This is a genomic window from Caproicibacterium sp. XB2, assembly GCF_044880635.1.
Lineage (GTDB): Bacteria > Bacillota > Clostridia > Oscillospirales > Acutalibacteraceae > Caproicibacterium > Caproicibacterium lactatifermentans.
The window spans coordinates 1,895,805-1,918,047 of the sequence record NZ_CP173227.1; the positions used below are offsets into that span (position 1 = coordinate 1,895,805).

Consider the following 22,243-nt stretch of genomic DNA (forward strand, 5'->3'; position numbering starts at 1 on the left):
TGACAGTTATGGGGCTGAATGGCACCCCGTCCGGGGAACGCGTACATATCGGCTTTTTCGGACGGCGCAACGCCGGAAAATCCAGTCTGGTAAACGCGGTGACGGACCAGGACCTCGCGGTCGTTTCGGACACAAAAGGCACGACAACGGACCCGGTTTACAAATCCATGGAACTGCTGCCGCTCGGTCCAGTTATGATTATTGACACCCCCGGTTTTGACGATGAAGGCCTGCTGGGGAAACAGCGTGTGCGCAAAACCAAGCAGGTACTGAACAAATCGGACGTTGCCGTACTGGTAACAGATGCTGCGGCGGGCATGGCGGACTGCGAAAAACAGCTGATTCAGATTTTCCGTAAAAAAGAAATTCCGTATATCATTGCTTACAATAAATGTGACCTGCTGACACACCGCCCGTCGCTTTCAGCGAACGCCATGTATGTCAGCGCCGTAACCAAAGAGGGCATTTACAGCCTAAAAGAGCGCATCGGTCACCTGACACATACCGAAGACCTGACGCACCGGCTGATCGGCGACCTGCTGCACCCCGGCGATATTGCGGTGCTGGTAACGCCCATTGACTCTGCCGCACCCAAAGGCCGCATGATTCTGCCCCAGCAGCAGATGATTCGTGATGTGCTGGAATCGGACGCCATCAATGTTGTCGTTAAAGAGAATTCCCTGTCACAGGCACTGCAGTCGCTTTCCCAAAAACCGGCTGTGGTCATCACGGACAGCCAGGCTTTCCACGCGGTCGCAGCGGCTGTGCCGCAGGACATTCCGCTGACCTCTTTTTCCATTCTAATGGCACGGTACAAAGGCTTCTTGAAAATTGCCGTACAGGGTGCTTCCGCCATCAGCCGCCTGCAGGACGGCGATACCGTGCTTATCTCAGAGGGCTGCACACATCACCGTCAGTGCAATGATATCGGCACGGTGAAGCTGCCGCGCTGGTTGGAAAAATTCACTGGCAAAGAGATAAAAATTGTTACCAGTTCCGGCACCACTTTTCCGGAGGACCTTTCCCCCTACGCGTTGGTGCTGCACTGCGGCGGCTGTATGCTGAATGCGCGGGAAGTAAGATACCGTATGAAATGCGCCGCTGACCAAGGCGTTCCTATTACAAATTACGGCGTTGCCATTGCCTACATGAATGGAATCCTGCGGCGCAGCCTCGGTCTGTTTCCGGATATTCTAACTCTTCTGGATACGGCCGAATCCCCCAAAAGTATTGAATCGCTTTCATAGACAAAAAGCCGCCGCCCACGCATTTCACATGGGCCAGCGGTTTCTTTTATCCGTAAATACAATATAGAAAATCAATTTGCCTGTAGGTAGCTTTCCGCTTCGGCGATTTCTTCTGCCATTGCTTTCTGCCCGGGGGCACCTGCGGTGTTGCGTTTCTCCACACAGGTTGTCAGGCTGATTGCATCGTAAATGTCATCCTGAAAAACGGGGCTGACGGCTTGAAACTCCTCTAGTGTAAAGTCGTCCAGCGCCTTTTGGTGCTGAATGCCGTATAGGACCAGTTTGCCCACCATGCTGTGCGCGTCACGAAACGGCACACCATGCTTGACCAGATAGTCCGCCGCGTCGGTTGCGTTGGTAAAGCCGTGACGGGCGCTGTCCGCCATGCGTTCCTTGTTAAAATGCATGGTGCGCAGCATATCCGCAAACAGACGCACGCATCCCTTTACGGTATCAGCCGCGTCAAACGTCAGTTCCTTGTCTTCCTGCATATCTTTGTCGTATGCCAGCGGAATGCCCTTCATGGTCGTCATCAGTGCGGATAAGGCCCCGTACACCCGCCCTGTCTTGCCTCGTACCAGTTCCGCAATATCCGGATTTTTCTTCTGCGGCATGATGCTGCTGCCGGTACTGTAACGGTCGTCAATCTCGACGAAGCGGTACTCGTTGGAGTTCCACAAAATGACTTCCTCGCAAAAGCGGCTCAGGTGCATCATGACCATGGACAGCGCCGAAAGAAATTCCAGCAGATAATCCCGGTCTGAAACGGAATCCATGCTGTTGCGGGTTGGGCCGTCAAAGGCCAGCAGTTCGGCCGTGTAGGCACGGTCCAGCGGGTAGGTAGTCCCTGCCAGCGCACCGGCACCCAGCGGGCACAGGTTCAGCCGCTTTTTCACATCCGACAGACGGCCGCGGTCGCGGCGGAACATCTCGAAGTAGGCGCCCATGTGGTGGGCCAGCGTGGTCGGCTGTGCCTTTTGCAGATGCGTAAAGCCAGGCATAAAGGTATCGGCATTTTCTTTCATCAGCTTTAAAAGCGTTTCCAGCAATTCTTTTAGTTCGCTGTCAATATTGCCGATTTCGTCGCGCACATACAGCTTCATATCCAGTGCAACCTGGTCGTTGCGGCTGCGGCCGGTGTGCAGTTTTTTGCCGGTGTCACCGATACGCGCAATGAGGTTCGCCTCCACAAAGCTGTGCACGTCCTCATACTCGTCGGTCATAGGTAGCGTGCTGTTTTCCGCATCGGCCAGAATGCTTTGCAGTCCCCGCAGGATGTCGGTGCACTCCTGCTGTGTCAGGATGCCCTGCTTCTCCAGCATTTTGGCGTGTGCGCAGCTTCCTTGAATGTCCTGCGGCAGCAGCCGCCGGTCAAAAGAAAAAGATGCGTTGAACGCATAAGCGAGCTTGTCTGTTTGGCGGGTAAATCTGCCGCCCCATAACTGTGCCATACTGCCTGCCCCCTGCTTTTTTCAGGAAAGAAACAGTTTCCCCTTATCGGCTGGAAATCGACTCTTCCCATTTTGTATATTTATGCTTTGAGTTTACCATGTTCTCATTAAAAATGCAATTTCGCAAAAATTTGACCTTCATGAAAAATCATGTTATGCTGAATTTAATTCTATTCTGCTAAAGAAACAGCAGAAAAAGGAGGAGTTATACCATGCGCATACAAGACCTGCTGAGCCCGGCTGCCTGTGACCTGGAAGCCCATGTAAGCACAAAGCGGGCTGCGCTGGAACACCTGCTGCGGCTGATGGAGCATACCGGCTGCATTGCTGATGAAAAAGCTTTTCGTGAAAATGTATTGGAGCGGGAATCTTCGGTTTCCACCGGCTGTGAGGGGCTGGCCATTCCGCACGGCCGCTGTGCGGCAGTTCTGCATCCCGCTCTGGCGGTCATGCGTGTAAAAGAAGGCTGTCCTTTTGATGCACTGGACCAAAAACCCGTATACCTTTTTTTCCTGATTGCCGCACCGGACGGCAGTGCGCATATGCAGCTTTTAAGCCGTTTGGCGCAGCTTTTGATGGACAAGTCCCTTGTACAGAGCCTGCTGGCCGCACCGGACTATGCCGCATTCTGCCATACACTGGACCTTGCGGAAACGGCCGATGAGCAGCGGTCCGCCGAAACAAAGCATAGCGGCAGTTATACGGTTGTCGCTGTAACCGCCTGTCCACTGGGCGTAGCCCATACCTATATGGCCAAGCGCAAACTTTGTGCCACTGCGGATAAGATGGGTATTTCCCTAAAAGTGGAAACGCACGGTGCGTGCGGTGTGGAAAGTAAACTGACGGAAGCGGAAATCGCCGGCTGCCGCGGTGTCATTGTTGCCGCCGACCGCGCCCTAAATCTCACCCGCTTCGCTGGAAAGCCTCTGCTGCGGGTTCCGGTTTCGGATGGTATTCACCGGCCAAAACAGCTGTTGGCACTGGCCTCCAAAGGCAAGGCTCCGGTTTACCACCCGGACGATGCCGCATCCGCTTCACTGCCCTCGCCCCACCATCACATTGGGCACTGGCTTTATAGTGCCCTGATGAGCGGTGTGTCGCATATGCTGCCCTTTGTTTTCTGCGGCGGTGTTTTAATGGCACTCTCTTTCCTGCTGGACAGCGTTTTTACACCCGGCGCCGCCGGATACAGCGGCATTGGCAGCCATTCCGCCGTAGGTCCCCTGTTCCGGCTTTTGGGACAGATTTCGCTTTCCCTGATGCTGCCCGTCCTTTCGGCCTTTACCGCAATCGGCATTGCCGACCGGCCGGGGCTGATGCCGGGGCTGGTTGGCGGGTATCTGGCCGCCTTCGGATACTGCTGGCAGGACGGCCGGCTGGTCAGCAGCCAAACCAGCGGCCTTGCCATTACCAGTTCTGGATTTGTCGGTGTCATCGCCGCCGGGTTCGTCGGCGGGCTGATGGTACTGGGGCTAAAAAAACTAAGTTCTCATCTTTCCGATACCGTCAGTACGGTCGTATGGCCGATGCTTCTTTACCCGCTGCTCGGTACGCTGGGGATTGGGCTTGTTTGTCTGCTGGTACTGGACCCGATGTGTTCGCAGCTGAATCTGTGGGCCAGTGGATTTTTAGCAGAACTGAACCTCAGCACAAACCCCTCGGTGGATATATGGGTAGGCGCTCTGCTGGCCTGCATGATGGCGGCAGACTTAGGCGGTCCTATCAACAAAGCCGCTTATTTATTTGGCACGGCGGCACTTATCTCCAACGGAAGTGCCGCCCCCAGCAGTATTATGGCAGCCGTTATGGCCGGCGGCATGGTACCGCCGCTGATGATGGGGCTGTGCACCACTTTCTTCCCCCGTCTCTTTACGAAAAAAGAGCAGCAGCTACGCCTTTCTTCCTATTTGACCGGTGCCTGTTTCCTTACAGAAGGGGCTATTCCCTTCGCGGCGGCGGACCCGCTGCGGGTACTGCCCTCTTGTATGGCGGGCTCGGCACTGGCAGGCGCACTGTGTATGCTGTTCCGCTGCCGCCTTTCTGCGCCATACGGCGGCATCTTTGTGGTGCCACTGATGCAGGGGGCACCACAGTTCTTGCTGGCGCTGGGCATTGGCAGCGCTGCCGGTATGTTCTTGCTGGCTTTTCTCAAAAGTGCTCACTTCGCAAAACGAAAGGATGCAGCACTCGCCGTTTCCTGTTCTTCTGCGGAAGCAAAATCTTAAATACATTTTTGTCCCTATACGAAAATACCGCAGAGCCTTTCCTCACTGGAAAAGGTTCCGCGGTATTTTTTTTGTTTGGATATTTTACTGGACTGCCTTTGCGGCCGTAACCACCGCATCTACATCCGTGCTGTTTGCCAGTCCCAGCGTCACACCATCCGCTGTAACCAGATACCGCCGGCTGCCGGAAGCGTAGAACGCATAGGTATGGTGTACCTTCGTGTCAAAGCCGCTGACCGTCAGCATCCACGCCGGTGTACCGGAAGGCTTCGCACTGCTGGCCTCCAGCACTTTCAGCGCGGCCGCTTTATCAAAGAAGCTGCTGTAAGTGCTTTCCGTTTTCACCTTTTTGCCGTTGCACACGGTAGAATAGGTATAGGAAGGAACGTCCTCCGTGGAGGAGCTTTCGTTCTTCGTGCGGGAAATAACCATACTGTAAACCGCGCTGCCGCCTTTCAGCGTAACGCCGGCCAAATCGTTCCGCTCGTTTTCCAAAACCGTAGTACGCTGCAGGTCAAAAGCCTTTTGTGTCAGCCACGTCAGGTTGCTGCTTTCCACCAGATAAACCACACGGCCGCCCTTCATCATAACATAATAGGTTCCGCTGGTCTTTTCCGCACCGACCAGCAGTGTCCCGCTTCCGGAAGTGGACGTATAGGCAAGTTGTGAAATTGGCTTATCCAGTCCGTAAGTCTTCAGCTGCGCGGCAGTTGGGTCCAGCGCCTCCGCGCTGGAAGCGCTGACCGCAGCTGCGGCATTGGCGAGGATTTCCACTTTGCCGCTGTCCGCCGGGCAGCCGTTTACCTGCCACCCACTGCCGGAACGAACCAGATGGAACGCGCCGTTCTGGTTGGTCACATCAATTTTTTGGAATGCCGCACTCATGTCCGCCGTGTCTGAAGAAGTATCAGAGGAAGCGGAAGGCAGGGAAACGCTGGTCACCTGTTTGGAAAGGTAAGCTGGAAGCCCCTGCAACAGCTCATCCGCAATGCCCGCCGTATAGACGGTGTCTTTCCCCTGCAGCATGACATAGTGTGCCGAGGAGTCCAGCGGTGTTGCGCTGCCGACCAGCAGGGTGATTTTTTTGCCGTCCTTAAATGTGCTGGTAATTGTCGCTGTCGGATTTTTTAGGCCATAGTCCGCCAAGGAACCGCTGGATGCACCGAGGTTCTTCACCGCGGTCAGGCTGTAGCCGTCCTGTGCCGCTGTACTGATAGTATCGGCAGTTGTAGACATACCGCTCAGCTCCTGAATGCGGAAAACGACCTTGGAAGAGGCTGTGGAAGAAGTGCTGCTGCCGGAAGGAGCTGCCGCCGCGGAGCTAGCTGCTTTTGCGGTGGCCTCTTTATCCGGAACAATGGTGTAGCCGCCCGCCGTATTCTTTACGGACATGCTGACAAGGTCACTGTCCTTGTAACTGTAAAGCGTAGCTGTGTTGTCCGAAGAATCGGAGGAGGAGCTGCTGCTGGAAGGTGAAAAATGCAGCCATGTCAGTGCTCCGGCAAGCCCTGCCACACAAATCAGCAGAACAATCAGTACACGCTTGGGGTGCCTCATTACAGTTTCCTCCTTTTACGATACACCACGATTCCCGCCACAAACAGGCAGACCGGAATGATAACAGTAAAGACGCCAAAGCCAAGCAGCAGGCTGGAAGCACTGGACAGCTTAATGTCCATCGCATTGGTCTGCACCGGTGTAACCGTTACCGCGCCGGTGCCGTTTGTTCCGGTCAGATACCGGGCAAGGTCCGCGCACCAGTTTCCGTTTGAATAGGTATTCGTGTTGATAATGCCATCGGCAAAGAAAGCGGAGCTGCCGCATACGGCGACATTGGCATTGACCTTTTTGCCTTTCACTGTTAAATTCTTCTGTGCAGCGGCGGCGAGGACCGAGGCTTCCTGTGTTTTGCCGGAAGCAGAAGCACTGGTATCCGACGTACCCACCGAATAGGAAGTGCTGCCGGACTTAACCAGCGCACTGGTGGTGACACCGCTCACCTCAGAAAGCGTCATGCTCTGCGAAATTGGCATTAGAAGGTCATTGTAAGTAGTGTTCGCCTTATTCAGCGTGACGCCGGTCTGGGCCTCCGCCAACAGATAAGACGGTTGTTCCATGACATACTTGCTGTCGTCTGATTCCATTACCACGCGGTGCTGCAGGGTAATGCCCCATTCTTTGAGGAAAGAAGCCAGCTTTGGCATCTGTGTTGGGTCTATAACGTTGGTTGTCAACAGCAGACCTCGGTCACTGGTGCTGCTGGAAGAGGACAGGAACGCGTCCAGCTTTTCGATTTCCGCATCGGTATAGTCCGTTTTCGGCGCACCGATAAAGATAAGGCGGGCGCTGTCCGGAATTTTGTCCGTCAAAAGGTTGAATTCCTTTGTCTGGAAGTTGTTGCTGGTGCAGACCTTCTTAACCGCTGTAGTATCCAGCTGTTCCTCATGGCCGGTTGCAAACGCAACGATTGGCAGTGTTTCGGCGCCTGCATTGCTGAGACCAGCGGCCAGCGCGTCACCCACCTGTGTGTACACCTGCTGGGCACCGCTGGTGCTGTCACTTTGAATATCAAACATATCCGTTAGCTTGACAACATAGGAACGTTTCGCTGTCTGCACTACCACATCGCCGGAGGTAATCTGCTCGCTGGTGAACTGGTTCACAAACGTGGGGTCCTTGTCCAAATCCTTGTAGGTAACCGAAATTTTATGGTTGCGCTCGGCCATCTTGCCCGCGATAACCCCTACCTGGCTGTACTTAATATTGTAGGAAGAGAGAATCTCGTTATTCTTGACCTGTTCCTCCGTACCAAGAATAATGAGTTTGGTGTCCTGCTGCACGCCGTCCACCACTTTTTTCACGCTGGTACTCAGGGAATTGACACTACCGGTGGACAGGTCAATATTCATGCTGGGATAACGGCTGCTCAGCGATGACATCAAGACATTTATAAGAACCAGCACTACCAGCCCCAGCGCCGTAATGGCGCTGGCCACTGTGCCGTGCCGGAACCGCTGGGAACGCATTTGCTGCCGCAGCGGGACACGGTTCTTCTTCTGTTCCTTTTTCTCTTCTTTTGCGGTGCGGCGCTTGTTTTCCTTTGCCTGTTCCACCGTCTGCTTTTCTTTATCCTTCACATACACTGATTTTTTCAGCTCAACAGGTTTGTTCTGTTTTTCTTCTTTCATCTGCTGTGTGCCTCCCCTCAGTTCCAGCGGCGGCTCTCAAGCCGCCGGGCGGTCAGAAACAGCAGCGCCGCTGTCACAGAAACAAAGAACACCACTGCGCTGATGTCAAATATGCCGGACGTAAACTGTTTATACCGGCTGGAAAAAGAAATCCACGAAACGACGGCGGAAAAAGCCGTATTGTTCACCGCGCTGGCCACGGAATCAATGACCATCAGCAGAACCGCAATTCCCAGGCTGCCGATTGCCGCAATAATGGGGTTTTCTGTCAAAGACGAAATGAAAATGCCGATTGCCGTCATAGCCGCCCCATACAGCAGTGCCCCTATGTATTCGCCGAAAATCATGGCCCAGTTCGGTGAACCGGAAAAGGTCAGCACTACTGCTGGAATGAGTGACAATGTCATTGCCAGGAAAAAGATGAAAAATGCCCCGACAAACTTGCCCATGACAATGCCCATGGTACTGACCGGTGCAGTCAGCAGCGCCTGGTCTGTTTTCGTGCGGCGCTCTTCACTGAAGGTCCGCATAGTCAAAATCGGGATAATCAGCATACACCAGATGAACATATTGCCGTATACATACGAAATATTGGCAGAGCTGCCGGAAAGGAACACCTGCGTGTAGAAAAAGCCGAACAGCGCCAAAATGACTCCCAGGCAGACATATGCAACCGGAGAATGGAAATATTGTTTCAGTTCTTTTTTGGTTACTGCGCCCATCTCAATTCTCCCCCTTCCGGGTATCTGCATCGTCCGCTTTTTCCGCGGCCTTTTCTTCTTTGCGGGAAAGTTCGTCGTTTGTTTCGGGTACCCTGCAGTCCACAACATCGGCTGCAGCCGCACGCATGCGGCGACTGTGGTCTGCGTCCTCTTTTTCGGCCTGCTTGTCCGCACCGGACGTTACCCGCAGGAAGATATCCTCCAGGGTATTGCGCCGCGGCGACATGGCCAGCATTGGCCAGTGTTTGTCACAGCACAGCTGAAACACCTCGCGGCGGACATCATCGCTTTCATCCAGTGAGTATTTCTGTACACCGGGTTCGCTTTCCCCTTCCGCCCGCACGGTTTCCACATGCGGCAGCGCCTGCAGCGCTTTTTTCGCTTCTTTTTCGGGCGCTTCTATCTCGGTCATCAGCCGCTGCGGCTCCACGCTTTTGGCCAGTTCTTCCTGTGTGCCGTCTGCTGCCAGACGGCCGTTGTTAATAATGAGAATGCGTCCGCAGGTAGCCTCCACTTCCTGCAGAATGTGGGACGAAAGAATCACGGTGTGGCTTTTCCCCAAAGTTTTAACTAAATTGCGTATTTCAATAATCTGTTTGGGGTCCAGTCCAACGGTGGGTTCGTCCAAAATCAGCACCGGCGGGTCGCCCAGCAGTGCCTGTGCCAGCCCAACACGCTGGCGGTAGCCCTTGCTCAGGTTGCCAATCAGGCGCGTATAAACATGGTCAATGCCCGTTAGTCGGCATATTTTTCCGATATGCTCTTTTTTGGACCGCTTTACTTTTTTTAGGTCGTAAATAAAGTCCAGATATTCCTCCACGGTCATATCCATATACAGCGGGGGCAGTTCTGGCAGATACCCAATGCAGCTTTTCGCCGCATCGGCATCGTCCAGCACATCATGTCCCTCTATGGAAACGGTACCGCTGGTGGCCGAAAGGTAGCCTGTTAAAATATTCATTGTGGTGGACTTTCCGGCGCCGTTCGGCCCCAGGAACCCCACAACGCCGCTGCCCTCCACCGTAAAGCTCATGTCCGACAAAGCTGTGTTCCGGCCGTACCGTTTAGTGAGGTGGCTGACTTCGATCATCTGTTCCCAACTCCTTTTGCTGTTGTTCTGCACGCCTGCCGGCGGGCATTCTGCTGTCATTTTTGCAGTATCTGTTTAGTATATCTTTGGTTTCTGAACTTTGTGTGAAGTTTACGGCGGATGCGGCAGTCCTTTTTACGCAGGGTTTCTTTGGGATAGGCGGCAGGTATAGGCATGAAAAGTGCATTAAAATTTATAAAGTCCTGCAAATTTTATCACTTTGCTTGACGAAACTGCACCTTTGCGGTTACAATGATACAAACCCGCCAAAGACGTCCCCTACCGGCGGCTGCCGCAGGCTGTGTTTCTTTTCAGTGTCTTATATTTAGAGGAGGTATATTCTTATGGCCGTTGTCAAACCGTTCCGTGCGCTGCGCTATACCCAAAAAGCCGGCGACATCGCAAAGCTCACCTGCCCGCCCTATGATATCATCAGCGAAGAGCAGCACAGCTCGTTTCTTGCCGAAAGCCCGTACAACATCATCCGGCTGGAACTGCCCCGCGGCGAAAATCCTTATGCCGCGGCCGGCGCTCTGCTGAAAAACTGGGAGGCCGGCGGCATTCTGCAGGAAGATACGCAGCCCGGCCTTTATATTTATGAGGAAGAATTTAAAGCTAGTGAAAAGACCTACCGCATTAAGGGTGTCATCTGTCGCGTAAAGCTGGAACCTTTTGAGCGCGGTGTCATTCTGCCGCACGAGGAAACCCTCAGCAAGGCAAAAGAAGACCGTTTCCACCTCATGCAGACCACTTACTGCAACTTCAGCCAGATTTATTCCCTGTATATGGACCCGCAGCATACTACCCGCGCCCGGCTGGATGCCCTGAGCCGCGACACGCCCCGCTATGAATTTTCGGACGGCACTGTCACACACCGCCTGTGGCTGGTAAATGACCCGGTCGCCATTTCCGCTATCTGTGCGGATTTTGAAAGGCGCCGCCTGTATATTGCCGACGGCCACCACCGCTATGAAACTGCCCTGAATTTCCGCAACTGGTGCCGCGACCAAGGTGTCATTTCCAATGAACCGGACTACTGCATGATGATGCTTGCGGATATGGAAGACCCCGGTCTGGTCGTATTTCCGACACACCGCCTCATCCATGGACTTCCCGGCTTCAATCGGGAAGCACTGCTGGACGGCTGTCGCGACCAGTTCCAAATTGTACATATCCCCGGCGTACAGGCAATCTCCGAAAAGCTCGCCGACTGTTACGCTTCCGGTCAGAAAGCCTTCGCCTGCTACTGCGGCGGCGATGAATGGGACCTGCTGGTCCTCAAGGACCTTGCCGATATGGACGCAGCCCTGCCAGACAAATCCGCTGCCAGCCGCGGGTTGGACGTCAGCGTTCTGCATACCCTGATTCTGCAGAAAGTACTGGGCATTGACAAGGAAAACATGGCAAAGCAAATCAACCTTTCCTACACCCGCGATATGGACGAAGCGATTTCCAGCGTACAGAAGGGCGAAAGCCAGTGTGCCTTCCTGATGAACCCCACGCGCGTCACTGAAATCCGCGACGTAGCGGCCGCCGGTGAAAAGATGCCACAGAAATCCACTTACTTTTATCCCAAGCTGATTACCGGCCTTGTTATGAATCAAATGGACATTCTGTGCTGAATGCGCCTATTTTTGCAGGCATTTTGTGTATGGCCTGCAAAAATTTTATGGTTTTATGTCACTAAATTGCAAAAGGATATTGACGTTTTGATTTTTTCATAATATAATCAGTTTCAAACATCATCAGTTGATGCACACGGAATGTACATGTATGACAATGCAGCACAAGGGGGTGTTTGCAGTGGCCAGCGGTGCAGAAATCATGGTACGGTGCCTGGAGAAAGAAAACATCCACGTGGTTTTCGGTTATCCGGGTGCGGCAATCTGTCCATTTTATGACTGTCTCGGTTCGTCTTCCCTCCGCCATGTTTTAGTACGGGAAGAACAGGACGCCGCTCATATGGCCAGCGGCTATGCACGCTCCTGCGGAAAAACAGGCGTATGCGTAGCAACCTCCGGCCCCGGTGCAACAAACCTCATCACCGGCATTGCCACTGCTTACATGGACTCTGTTCCGCTGGTGGTCATTACGGGACAGGTCAACTCCTGGCTGCTGGGCCGTGACGTGTTTCAGGAAGCAGATATTACAGGCGCATGTGAAAGCTTCGCCAAGCATAGCTACCTTGTGAAAGATGCCGCCGAGCTGCCGCGCATTTTTAAGGAGGCGTTCCATATTGCCTCCACCGGCCGGCCTGGTCCGGTGCTCATTGATGTACCTACCGATATACAAAATCAGGAAGTGTCCGAGTGGCACTATCCTGAGAAAGCCATTATCCGCGGCTATAAACCGAGCACGCAGGGCCACGCCCTGCAGGTAAAAAAAGCACTGAAAGCCATTGCCGATGCGGAACGTCCCATTATCTGCTGCGGCGGAGGCGTGGTGTCGGCGAATGCCCGTGATGAGATGATTGCCTTCGCCCGCAAAAGCGGAATTCCGGTATGCGCCACTATGATGGGAATCGGCGTGATGCCGATGGACAGTGACCTGTACCTCGGCATGATTGGAATGCACGGACGGGAAAACGCCAACCTGACCATGCAGCAGGCCGACCTGGTGATTCTGTGCGGTGCCCGTGTGGGCGACCGCGCGGTTTCCGCTCCGAAGCAAATTGCAGAACAGGCAAAAATTATTCATATTGATATTGACCCGGCGGAAATCGGAAAAAATATGCCGGTGGATGTTCCCATTGTCGGCGATGTCCGGCAGGTTCTCAAAAGTTTGACCGAACAGGTAACCGACACAGTTCCGGAAGCGTGGAAGCAAAAAGTGGTGGACTACAAAAAGCAGTTTCCGCCGCGCGGTGAACCGCGGGATGACTTTGTTGAGCCCCGTGTGTTTATCCGTGACTTATCCGCGATGATGGAAGAAAAAGCGATTCTGGTTGCCGATGTTGGCCAAAACCAAATCTGGGCGGCACGCAACTTCAACGTGAAAGAGGGCCGCTTTTTAACCAGCGGCGGCCTCGGCACCATGGGGTATGCCATTCCGGCCGCTGTCGGTTCCAAAATGGCCAAGCCCCACCGGCAGGTTGTGGCGGTGTGCGGCGACGGCTCCTTCCAAATGTCCATGTGTGAACTGGGTACGCTGATACAAACCGGTATAAATATTAAAATCATTATCATGCAGAACGGTATGCTCGGCATGGTAAAAGAATTTCAGGACAGGCTGTATGGCGGACATCATATTGGCACTGTGCTGGAAGGCGGTGTGCCCGATTTTGTCAAACTTGCAGAAAGCTACGGTATCCGCGCTTCTCTGGCCAGCAGCAATGCTGAGGCCAAAGCGCAGGCTGCACAAATGCTTTCCTGTGACGCGCCTTACATTCTGGTGTGCAGGGTAGACCCCTCCACACCCAGCATTTAGGGAGGGCGGAAACAATGAAACATACGCTTTCTGTTTTGGTGGAAAACCAGCCGGGCACCCTTTCCAAAGTGGCAGGGCTTTTTTCCCGGCGCGGCTTCAACATCGACTCTCTTGCAGTCGGTGTGACAGAGGACCCTGCCGTTTCCCGCATGACCATTGTGGTGAACGGTGACGAGCACATGGTTGAGCAGGTAGAAAAGCAGCTAAATAAGCTGATTCAGGTCATTAAGGTACGCGTGCTGGAACCCGGCCATTTCATTTCACGGGAGCTTTCCTTAGTAAAGGTAAACTGCCGTACCCCGGACCGCGGCGACGTCATGAAGATTGCGGAGCTTATGCAGGCACGCATTGTGGACGTAACCACCACAACGCTGACACTGGAGTTTTGCGATACAGACGAACGCACCGCTACCCTGCTGGCCCTATTGCGGCCCTTCGGCTTTAAAGAAGTCGTACGGGCCGGTGCCATTGCCGTTGAAAAAGGCAGCAAATAAATCATTCCTTTTGTCAACCCAACTCTTTCCAGAGCTTCTCAAGCTGAGGGGGAGCACCCAGCTCTGACGGGGGCAAGTCTTGGTTTAAGTGCTCCAGGAGTTCCGTTATATACTACATTTTCTTACAACAGTAAGATAAGGAGGAACAGAATAATGCCAAAGATCTATTACGACGCAGACTGCGACATCAACGTACTGAAAGGAAAGACTGTGGCCGTCATTGGCTTCGGTAGCCAAGGCCATGCACACGCGCTTAACCTGCGCGACAGCGGTGTCAACGTCATTGTTGGTCTGTATAAGGGCAGCAAGCGCTGGGGACATGTGGAAAAAGACATGGGATTCAAGGTTATGACCACTGCAGAAGCTACAAAGGCTGCTGACATTATTATGGTTCTGGCCCCGGATGAGAAACAGTCTCAGATTTATAAGGACGACATTGCACCGTATCTGACCTCTGGCAAGGCACTTGCCTTCGCACATGGCTTTAACATTCATTACGGCCAAATCGTTCCGCCGAAGGATGTAGATGTCTTTATGATTGCCCCGAAGGCTCCGGGTCACACTGTGCGCAGTGAGTTCGTCGAAGGCAAGGGCACCCCGGCACTGATTGCCGTCTATCAGGACGCTTCCGGTCACTGCCAAGACATCGCGCTGGCTTACGGCGCAGCACTGGGCGCCGCACGCGCTGCTCTGATGGAAACAACCTTTAAAATTGAAACCGAAACAGACCTGTTCGGCGAGCAGGCTGTCCTTTGCGGCGGTGTAACTGCCCTGATGAAGGCCGGCTTTGAAACTCTGGTAGAGGCTGGTTATCCGCCGGAGAATGCTTACTTCGAGTGCATTCATGAAATGAAATTGATTGTTGACCTGATTTATACAGGCGGCTTCAGCTTCATGCGCTACTCCATCTCTGACACCGCTGAATATGGCGATTATGAGACTGGCAAACGCATCATCACCCCTGAAGTGAAAGCTTCCATGAAACAGGTCCTCAATGAAATCCAGGATGGTACATTTGCTTCCAAGTGGATTGCCGAAAACAAGAACGGCCGCTGCCACTTCAACGCATGCCGCAAGATGAGCGCAGAACATCAGCTGGAGAAAGTTGGTTCCGAGCTGCGCAAGATGTATTCCTGGAACAACAAGAACGACAAATACGCCGACTAATCGGTTTTACAAAAAGGCCGTACGGGGAACTGTTTCCCTGTACGGTTTTTCTCTGTATTCCCTTATTTTTTCTATATTTTCCATTTGTTTCATATAGAATATATAGAATAATAAAATATAAAAGAGCATTGTTCCTTTTTACAGTTTTCCCACACGAAAGGAGAAATCATTATGAACTGGCAACGTTCCATTCTGAAGGACAACGCAAAAATTTCCCTACACAACTGTTACTGGGTAAGCTTTGCTGTTTCGTTGGTGGCAACGCTGCTGAGCGGCGGTATTTTTTCCATATACAGCTCTTTTCAGCATCTAGTTAAAAAGCTGCACGACTTCCAAGACGGCCTTTTCTTGCGGAATGAATGGAGTGGGGCTGACTTTTCATGGCACCACAGCTTCGGCTTCTTCCCAACGATTTCTTCCATTCTGGCCCTGCTGACACTGCTGGTCGCCATTTTTATCGGCGCAGCTATGATGGTAGGTGCCAGCCGCTACTACCTGCACAAACGCTTTGGTGACACCCACTTCTCCACTCTGTTCAGCGGCTTTCAGCAGAGCTGGGGGAACACCGTCGGCGTTCTTTTCACGACCAATCTTTTTATTTTTTTGTGGAGCCTATTGTTTATCGTTCCGGGCATTGTAAAGCGCTATCAGTATTATTATGTAGATTTTCTGCTGGCAGACAATCCCAGCTTGACCGGAAAACGCGCACGGGAAATCAGTTGGATGCTGTCAGACGGTGAAAAAGGGCGCCTTTTCCTGTTTGACCTTTCCTTTTTCTGGTGGTATATACTGGTGGGGTTGACCAGCCTGATAACGCTGGGCCTGAGCGTATCTTTCCTGATGCCTTATGTGGAAAGCGCCCGTGCAGAACTGTACATTTATGTACGTGACCGCGCGATTCAAATGAACCAGCTGAATCCCGCCGAGCTCTGCCTGCAGCCGGCGAACAGCCAGCCGCAGTAAACAAAAAGTATTCCTTATTCTGACTGACATACAGCTATGAAAAACTGCTCCGTATCCCGCACCTTTGAAAGCGTGCGGAACACGGAGCAGCGTTCTGTCATTTCAACGGATTATTTATGTTTGAATATTTGTTTTACAGCATTCAGCTCTTCACGGCTTGGTACCAGCAGACGAACAAACGGTGTATGGGAGTATCTGCAAAAAATAACGATACTGGAAAGCCCCTGCACCGTCAGAGAAATAGAGGTGGACAGTGCCACGCCGTTAATGCCAAGCAACGGAATAAAAATCAGGCACGCTACACAGTTGGAAGCGACACCCAGCGCAGTGGGCAGGATATTAAGCTCCGGCCGACCGTAGGCAGCTATGGAATTGCCCAGCACCTTGGAATAGGAAATAAAGATGGAGCCGACAATGAGGTATGACAGCGGTGCCAGCGCTCCCGTATACATTGGAAACAGCCACGGCACAAAAACATTTGCCATCCACAGAATCAGCAGTGCCGCCACCGTTGTTACATAGGTAACCATCTTCGTAGATATCAATGTTAGGTGCAGTTTGTCTTTCTGCTCACTCATAGCCGCAATGCGGCTCATAATGACCTGGCTGACCGCATCCGGCAGAATCCACACCTGCTGCATAATGGTAAATGCCGTAGAGTAGACGCCAAGGTTTTTAATGCCAAACTTTCCTTGTACAATATAGGTACCGAGGAATGTATTGATGTAGGTCAGGACGTTGCTGACATGGGCTTTCAGGCTGTACTTAATCATGGAGTTAGCCGGTACCGGATAATCATCGTCCGGTGCAGGCTTAGGCCGCGGACCGTTCCAGCGGCGGATACACACTAGACCAAATACAATCATTCCGCAGGAAATGGCTACGGTTCCCCAAATCCAAATGCTTGCCGATGGTCGGAATGCAATGTAAAGGGCTAAAATCATTGCCAAAATTCGCTGCAGCAGGTTAATCATATTAAAGGACTTAAACTTATTTTCACCGCGCAGCACACCGGTACACAGGTTCAGCACCAGGGAACTCAGCGCATAGACTACAATCGCCACCAAAAACGGCGACGGTGTCTTGTTGAAAAACGAACTTTTTCGCAGTGCAATCAAAATTGCCGTGCCAATAACCGCAATCACCACGAAAATGACTGCTCCCAGTTTTACAATGGGCTTCCGGGTATTTTCAATCTTATATCGCGCGACGAAATAAATAATAGAGGCCGCTACGCTTAACCCAATGATGGTATAAAAGCCGCCGCCCCAGTTCTGCACCGCATTGTAGTAACCTTTTATGGTTGGGTCCACCCGGCGAAGCACTACAATAGAGGAAATGAGTGCCAGCACCGCACCAAATGCATTGGTTCCAAACGTGTTGAGAGAATCCCGCACCACATCGCTGTGAATTCTTCTGTCTTTTTTCTTCATATTGTCTTCATACTCCATATTCGCTGTTTCATAAAGAACATGGAGAATATTATACCATTCTTTTGGTCAGATAACAATGATGTTTACTGAACGAAAGCCGCCACTTTCTTTTTCATCTGCAGACGGTCCAGTGCACGTGCCGCCAGCAGATAAATAACCGCACTGGCAGCTGCCTGCACCAAGTTTGCCGGAATTTCCACCAGCGGTGAAACCATGCTGTGCATCAGGAACGCCTCTGTCAGGTAGTAGCCGCCAACACAAATGGCGCCAGCCGCAATGGTAGCAAGGGCATTGCGCCGTGTCAGCAGCTTGGCACCGGCCGTGGAAAAGCACAGCGCCATCGCCGATTTAATCAGCAGTGTCGGCAGGGCATACACTAGGCTGCCCGTCAGTGCATCCGACATTGCCTCCCCTATTCCGGCGGCTGCCACCGCATACGGTGCGGGCAGCATACTGGCCGCCAAATAGACGAAAGCGTCACCCAGATGGATATAGCCGCCGGTTGCCGGCGTTGGAATATGCAGAATATAAGCCGTCACTACAAAAATGAGTGCGCCAAACAGCGCAGCCATAACACCAAGATGCAGGGATTTGTTTTTCACAGGGAACCACTTTCCTTTCTCTACAGGCCTGTTTCAGTCTCCCGCACTTTTCGTGGGAACAGGATTTTCCTTATCATAGCGGAAAACTGGAATGTTTAAAATAGACAGTCTATAAAAAAATAAGAGGTACAGTTTACATATACCGTTCTGAAAATATCTTGTGCTTCCGATTTTTAAAAAATTTGTCACTGAAAAGATTCCATGCTATAATAAGATAATTATAATATTTTGAACTTGAACAAAACAGGAGGTGGACCCATGACAGCAGAACAGCTGAATGCGCGCAGCACATGGCGCAATACGCTGCTGTTTGGCTCGGGCAGTATTCTTCTTATCCTGGCGAATCTGCTGCGGCTGTCCGGCAATTCGTACTCAACTGGTGCAGTATATCTGCTTTTCGCCGCAAATGTCGCTCTAAATGTTGCTATTCTTTGGGACCTCTGCAGCCATATCCGGCGGGACTTCCCCATGCTGGTCTTTGTCATTTCCTTTGATATTCTGCTGCTGGGGCGTGTTTATATTGCTTTCTTGGCAAAGGACCCCGATTATCTGCTTTATAATTTGGAAGCGAATTCTTACGAAAATCTCTTTTCGGCGCTGCAGATTGTTACCTTCGCACTTCTTTTTGTCTACGCCGGGTACAAGCTGTCGGCACCGTTGTTTTTCCATCGGGAAAAAGCACTGGAAAAACATGACCCCTCTGTATTCCACCGCAGCCAGCTTACACCACTGATTCGTCAAATCAGCATCATTATGCTGATTATCAGCTCGCTGGCATTTTTCTATGTCCTGCTGCAGAGCATTCTGGTTGTGCTGCGGTACGGGTACCTCGGTTCCTATACAAAAGACTTAGACAGAAGCGTGCCGTCGGTTATCAGCCGGCTTTCCATGTTCTTTGTGCCGTCTTTTGCCGTATTTCTGGCCACGCTGCCGGACCGCTGCCAGCTGAGGCTGCCGCTTTTTGTTTACGGGATTTATATGCTCTCCTCCCTGATGACCGGCCGGCGCAACACTTTTGTCTGCGAAGCGCTGATGCTTTTGATTTACTTTTTCCTGCGGGACAGAATCATTCCGAAAGAACAGCGTATTTTCCAGAAAAAACACATTGTGCCGGTCCTCATTGTCATCGCATTGATGATATACTTCCTGGAGATGGTAGCAGAACGGCGCGCAGGTGGAAGCGGACACCGCAATTTGTTCACTGCCCTTTCTAATTTCCTGTATTCACAGGGAGCGACTTATCGGGTTGTTCAACAGATGGTCAACTATTGGGATTATTTTAACCACCAGACTTCCTGGCAGTTTTTGTTCTATCCCTGCACTGAATTTGTACACAACAACGGCCTGCTCAGTTCTATTTTGGGCCTTTCTTCCTTAACGAGCACTCAGAATATTCCGTATGTTATGACCAATTACAACTTTGGTCATGTGCTGACCTTTATGGCGGACCCGTCCCGGTACCTAAACGGCGGCGGCTTTGGGACCTCTTTTGTTGCAGAAGCCTACGTTTCTTTCGGTATGGCGGGCGTTGCCATCGTCAGCGGTTTCTTTGGTGTTGCGTTCCGTTTCTTTGCCACCATGCTCACCCGCTCCTGGCCAGTTCTTGCCCTTAGCTTAATTGCCATAAAGGACCTGGTTTATGTGCCTCGCAACTTTGCCTTATCCTGGGTTTTCAATGTATTCAGCATTACCTACCTGCTTTACTTTATCCTCATTTATCTGGCGGCACTGCTGGTTTCCGGAATTGGCGCGCACCTGCGCCGGTCACGGGGCGGCATTGTTCCCTTCTCTGCAGGAGGTGCTGATCCCACTTGAAGCTATTAATTCTGCTGACGACTTCTTTTCCGTTGGGCAGCGGAGAGGATTTTATCCCCGCCGAGCTGGCGCGGGCTTTCGGTTTTGACCGTATTCTGGTCTGCCCGTGCAGCCCGCAGAAAGGTGCGGTACAGACAAAGTCTCTGCCGGAAGGCTGCGAGCTGGTGCAGCTGCCGCGCCGCAGCCTTGGCCGATCCGCTTATATGCGTCTGCTGCTGCGTTCCGATGTGCGGGCTGAAATTTCCCTGCTGGCAAAGGAAGGGCAGTTAAACGGAGAGCGCACGCATGAGTTATTGTTTTTCGCGAAAAACGCGGTAGAAATTGCCGCGGCACTGACAGAAACAATTTCCGTTCGGCCGGGTGACGAAGTGGTGCTGTACAGCTACTGGCTGTACGACGCGGCGGCGGCCGGCGTGCGTTTTGCCGACTCACTGCGGAAACAGGGCGTCACGGTTCGTCAAATTTCCCGTGCTCATGGGTTTGATATTCACCCGGAACGGCGAAAAAGCGGCTACCTGCCCATGCGCCGCTATCTGTTCCATCATCTTGACCGCATCTGTCCCTGTTCAGAGGACGGCGCGGTGGTCCTGCGGCAACAGGCAGGCCCGGACGCCGGAAAAATCGCCTGTGCCTACCTCGGCACAAACGACAACGGCATTGGGCAGCACAGTCGGGAGCCTTTTCGCCTGCTGTCCTGTTCCTATCTGGTTCCAGTTAAGCGGATTCATCTTTTGATTGCCGCGCTGCAGCAGACCGATTTTCCTGTTGTCTGGACGCACATCGGCTCTGGTCCGCTGGAAAACGAACTGCAGGCAGAGGCTGAAAAGCTGCCTCCAAATGTCACCGTTCAGTTCCTCGGGCAGAAAACGAACGCGGAAGTTCTGGCCTATTACCGGGAACATGCGGTATCTGTGTTTGTCAATGTCAGTTCCAGTGAGGGAATTCCTGTAACCATTATGGAGGCCGCTTCTTTCGGCACACCGGTGGTCGCCACCGATGTCGGCGGCACTCATGAAATTGTAAAAAACGGGGAAAACGGGTTCCTCCTGCCGGCGGACTTTACACCGCAGGCACTGCTGGCCGCTCTGCAGAAAATGCGGAATATGGACGCGGAAGCCTATGACGGATTTTGCCGCAATGCCCGTAAAATCTGGGCGGAAAAATTCAGTGCAGAAAAAAATTACCATGCATTTTATTCGGCCTTGAATGGTGGGAATACATTATGAAATTTCTATATGTAAGCAATGTCAGCAAAGCAAAACAATATGCTGGCATCCTCAAAAAAGTCGCCGGACAGACAGAGGGCGTTGCCCAGCTGGGCTGGGAAGCGCACTATACCTGCGTAGATGGCAGCAGCGTTTTGCTTTGCAGTGCGGACGGCAGCAAGCTACAGCGGAAGGATTTCCCTTCCGGCCTGCGCTGGCACGAACAGCAGCAGTCCATTGCCCGGTGCATCAGTGAATTTGCCGCGGACGGCCGCTATGATGCCGTATACATTAAAGGCTTTCTGGCAAATCCCTATGCGCTACAGACGGCGGCTTCTGCAAAGAATGTGAACCCTGCCTGCCGCGTTATTTTTGAGATTGCCACTTACCCCTATTGGGGTGAGTACAAGCGCTTTCTGCATGTGGACCTGCAGAAAAAAGACCGGCGCTCAATGGCCGGTCATTTGCTGGAAATTTGGCAGCACGCCACCACTGTACCGCATATGAAACAGTATGTAGATGCACTGGCTGTTTTCGGCGCACCGATTTCCCGTTTGTGGGGAATTCCGGCCATTACCATTGACAATGGCGTAGCAGTCGGCAAAATTGCTCCAAAACAGGTCAGCAGCTCCGACGGCACCATTCGCCTGCTGGGTGTAGCGGGAACCTCCGTTGCGCACGGCTATTCCCGTGTGCTGGAAGGATTGGCACAGTATAAAAAGGAAAAAGCACCGCAGGACCCGGAAGTCTGCTTTGAAATCGTCGGTGCAAATGAGACGATTGAAGCCATGAAGGCCCGTGCGGAATCACTTTCCCTCGGCAGTTCCTCTGCCTTTCTCGGTTATAAAAACGCGAAGGAACTTTCCGTTCTTTACAACCAGTGTGACGCGGCGGTTTCCTCCCTGGGCGTTTATCAGATTGGCCTGACATGGCTGTCACCCCTGAAATCACGCGAATACTGTGCCGCCGGCATTCCCTTCCTGTATGCTTATGAGGATACCCTGCCGAAAGATGTAGCATTTGCGATGAAAATTCCAAATGACTCTTCCCCGGTAAACATTGCCGCCGTGGTCCGCTTTGTCGAGCGCTGCCGACAGAATCCAGACATCTCCCGGCAGGAAAGGCAGTACGCGGCTGACCACTTCGACTGGAAAATCATTATGGAAAAGGTGCTCCGCTTTGCGGGCGCCGCGGATAAATCTTAAACAATAAGGA

At 52.5% G+C, this 22,243-nt stretch carries 17 protein-coding genes; 10 read left to right on the forward strand and 7 right to left on the reverse strand.

Annotated features, from left to right (window positions below):
* Nucleotides 1-8: 8 nt before the first annotated feature.
* Nucleotides 9-1,247: a [FeFe] hydrogenase H-cluster maturation GTPase HydF gene (hydF, locus tag ACIHKT_RS09475; protein WP_086036684.1), complete on the forward strand. Its 1,239-nt coding sequence runs from the start codon at nt 9-11 to the stop codon at nt 1,245-1,247.
* A gap of 71 nt (nt 1,248-1,318) precedes the next feature.
* Here the strand turns inward: hydF and argH are convergent, their stop codons facing one another.
* Nucleotides 1,319-2,698, reverse strand: coding sequence for an argininosuccinate lyase (gene argH / locus ACIHKT_RS09480; protein ID WP_086036685.1), 1,380 nt, complete (start codon nt 2,696-2,698; stop codon nt 1,319-1,321).
* 212 nt (nt 2,699-2,910) lie between these two features.
* Here argH and ACIHKT_RS09485 point away from each other — a divergent pair, with 212 nt between their 5' ends.
* A complete protein-coding gene (locus tag ACIHKT_RS09485; RefSeq protein WP_086036686.1) occupies nt 2,911-4,923 on the forward strand; it encodes a fructose-specific PTS transporter subunit EIIC in 2,013 nt (670 codons plus the stop codon).
* Nucleotides 4,924-5,007: 84 nt separating this feature from the next.
* On the opposite strand, the gene ACIHKT_RS09490 is transcribed toward ACIHKT_RS09485, so the two are convergent.
* Genes ACIHKT_RS09490 through ACIHKT_RS09505 form a run of 4 tightly spaced genes read right to left on the reverse strand, consistent with a single transcriptional unit; the run spans nt 5,008 to nt 9,923 of the window.
* Complete coding sequence (locus ACIHKT_RS09490; RefSeq protein WP_404352426.1) at nt 5,008-6,480, reverse strand: DUF4340 domain-containing protein; 1,473 nt, start codon at nt 6,478-6,480, stop codon at nt 5,008-5,010.
* Nucleotides 6,480-8,111, reverse strand: coding sequence for a Gldg family protein (locus ACIHKT_RS09495; protein WP_086036688.1), 1,632 nt, complete (start codon nt 8,109-8,111; stop codon nt 6,480-6,482). The genes ACIHKT_RS09490 and ACIHKT_RS09495 overlap by 1 nt, the downstream gene beginning before the upstream one ends.
* A gap of 17 nt (nt 8,112-8,128) precedes the next feature.
* Nucleotides 8,129-8,833 carry an ABC transporter permease gene (locus ACIHKT_RS09500; protein WP_086036689.1) on the reverse strand — a complete coding sequence of 235 codons (705 nt, stop codon included), beginning with the start codon at nt 8,831-8,833 and terminating at the stop codon, nt 8,129-8,131.
* A gap of 1 nt (nt 8,834) precedes the next feature.
* Nucleotides 8,835-9,923, reverse strand: coding sequence for an ATP-binding cassette domain-containing protein (locus ACIHKT_RS09505; protein WP_174193578.1), 1,089 nt, complete (start codon nt 9,921-9,923; stop codon nt 8,835-8,837).
* A 344-nt stretch (nt 9,924-10,267) separates the two neighbouring features.
* On the opposite strand from ACIHKT_RS09505, the gene ACIHKT_RS09510 reads away from it, so the two are divergent.
* The 5 genes from ACIHKT_RS09510 to ACIHKT_RS09530 all read left to right on the forward strand — a co-directional run bounded on the left by ACIHKT_RS09510 (nt 10,268) and on the right by ACIHKT_RS09530 (nt 15,973).
* Entirely contained in the window at nt 10,268-11,545 is a 1,278-nt protein-coding gene (locus ACIHKT_RS09510; RefSeq protein ID WP_086036691.1) for a DUF1015 domain-containing protein, read from the forward strand.
* A gap of 151 nt (nt 11,546-11,696) precedes the next feature.
* Nucleotides 11,697-13,349, forward strand: a complete 1,653-nt coding sequence (ilvB, locus tag ACIHKT_RS09515) for a biosynthetic-type acetolactate synthase large subunit (protein ID WP_236849688.1) — start codon at nt 11,697-11,699, stop codon at nt 13,347-13,349.
* A 14-nt stretch (nt 13,350-13,363) separates the two neighbouring features.
* Complete coding sequence (gene ilvN, locus ACIHKT_RS09520; protein ID WP_086036693.1) at nt 13,364-13,843, forward strand: acetolactate synthase small subunit; 480 nt, start codon at nt 13,364-13,366, stop codon at nt 13,841-13,843.
* 153 nt (nt 13,844-13,996) lie between these two features.
* On the forward strand, nt 13,997-15,010 hold the full coding sequence (gene ilvC, locus ACIHKT_RS09525; RefSeq protein ID WP_086036694.1) for a ketol-acid reductoisomerase: 1,014 nt from the start codon (nt 13,997-13,999) through the stop codon (nt 15,008-15,010).
* Between the two features lie 171 nt (nt 15,011-15,181).
* The gene (locus ACIHKT_RS09530; RefSeq protein WP_086036695.1) at nt 15,182-15,973 is read left to right on the forward strand and encodes a DUF975 family protein; all 792 of its coding nucleotides are present in this window, start codon (nt 15,182-15,184) and stop codon (nt 15,971-15,973) included.
* 110 nt (nt 15,974-16,083) lie between these two features.
* Here the strand turns inward: ACIHKT_RS09530 and ACIHKT_RS09535 are convergent, their stop codons facing one another.
* Both ACIHKT_RS09535 and ACIHKT_RS09540 read right to left on the reverse strand, forming a co-directional pair.
* Nucleotides 16,084-17,406, reverse strand: coding sequence for a lipopolysaccharide biosynthesis protein (locus ACIHKT_RS09535; RefSeq protein ID WP_174193580.1), 1,323 nt, complete (start codon nt 17,404-17,406; stop codon nt 16,084-16,086).
* A gap of 83 nt (nt 17,407-17,489) precedes the next feature.
* Entirely contained in the window at nt 17,490-18,008 is a 519-nt protein-coding gene (locus ACIHKT_RS09540) for a TIGR04002 family protein (RefSeq protein ID WP_086036697.1), read from the reverse strand.
* Between the two features lie 258 nt (nt 18,009-18,266).
* Here ACIHKT_RS09540 and ACIHKT_RS09545 point away from each other — a divergent pair, with 258 nt between their 5' ends.
* From ACIHKT_RS09545 to ACIHKT_RS09555, 3 genes are read left to right on the forward strand one after another with little or no spacing between them, the layout of a single operon-like run.
* A complete protein-coding gene (locus tag ACIHKT_RS09545; RefSeq protein ID WP_404352431.1) occupies nt 18,267-19,823 on the forward strand; it encodes an O-antigen polysaccharide polymerase Wzy family protein in 1,557 nt (518 codons plus the stop codon).
* Nucleotides 19,820-21,049, forward strand: coding sequence for a glycosyltransferase (locus tag ACIHKT_RS09550; RefSeq protein WP_086036699.1), 1,230 nt, complete (start codon nt 19,820-19,822; stop codon nt 21,047-21,049). Before ACIHKT_RS09545 ends, ACIHKT_RS09550 begins: the two co-directional genes overlap by 4 nt.
* Complete coding sequence (locus ACIHKT_RS09555; protein WP_086036700.1) at nt 21,046-22,233, forward strand: glycosyltransferase; 1,188 nt, start codon at nt 21,046-21,048, stop codon at nt 22,231-22,233. Before ACIHKT_RS09550 ends, ACIHKT_RS09555 begins: the two co-directional genes overlap by 4 nt.
* Nucleotides 22,234-22,243 lie beyond the last annotated feature (10 nt).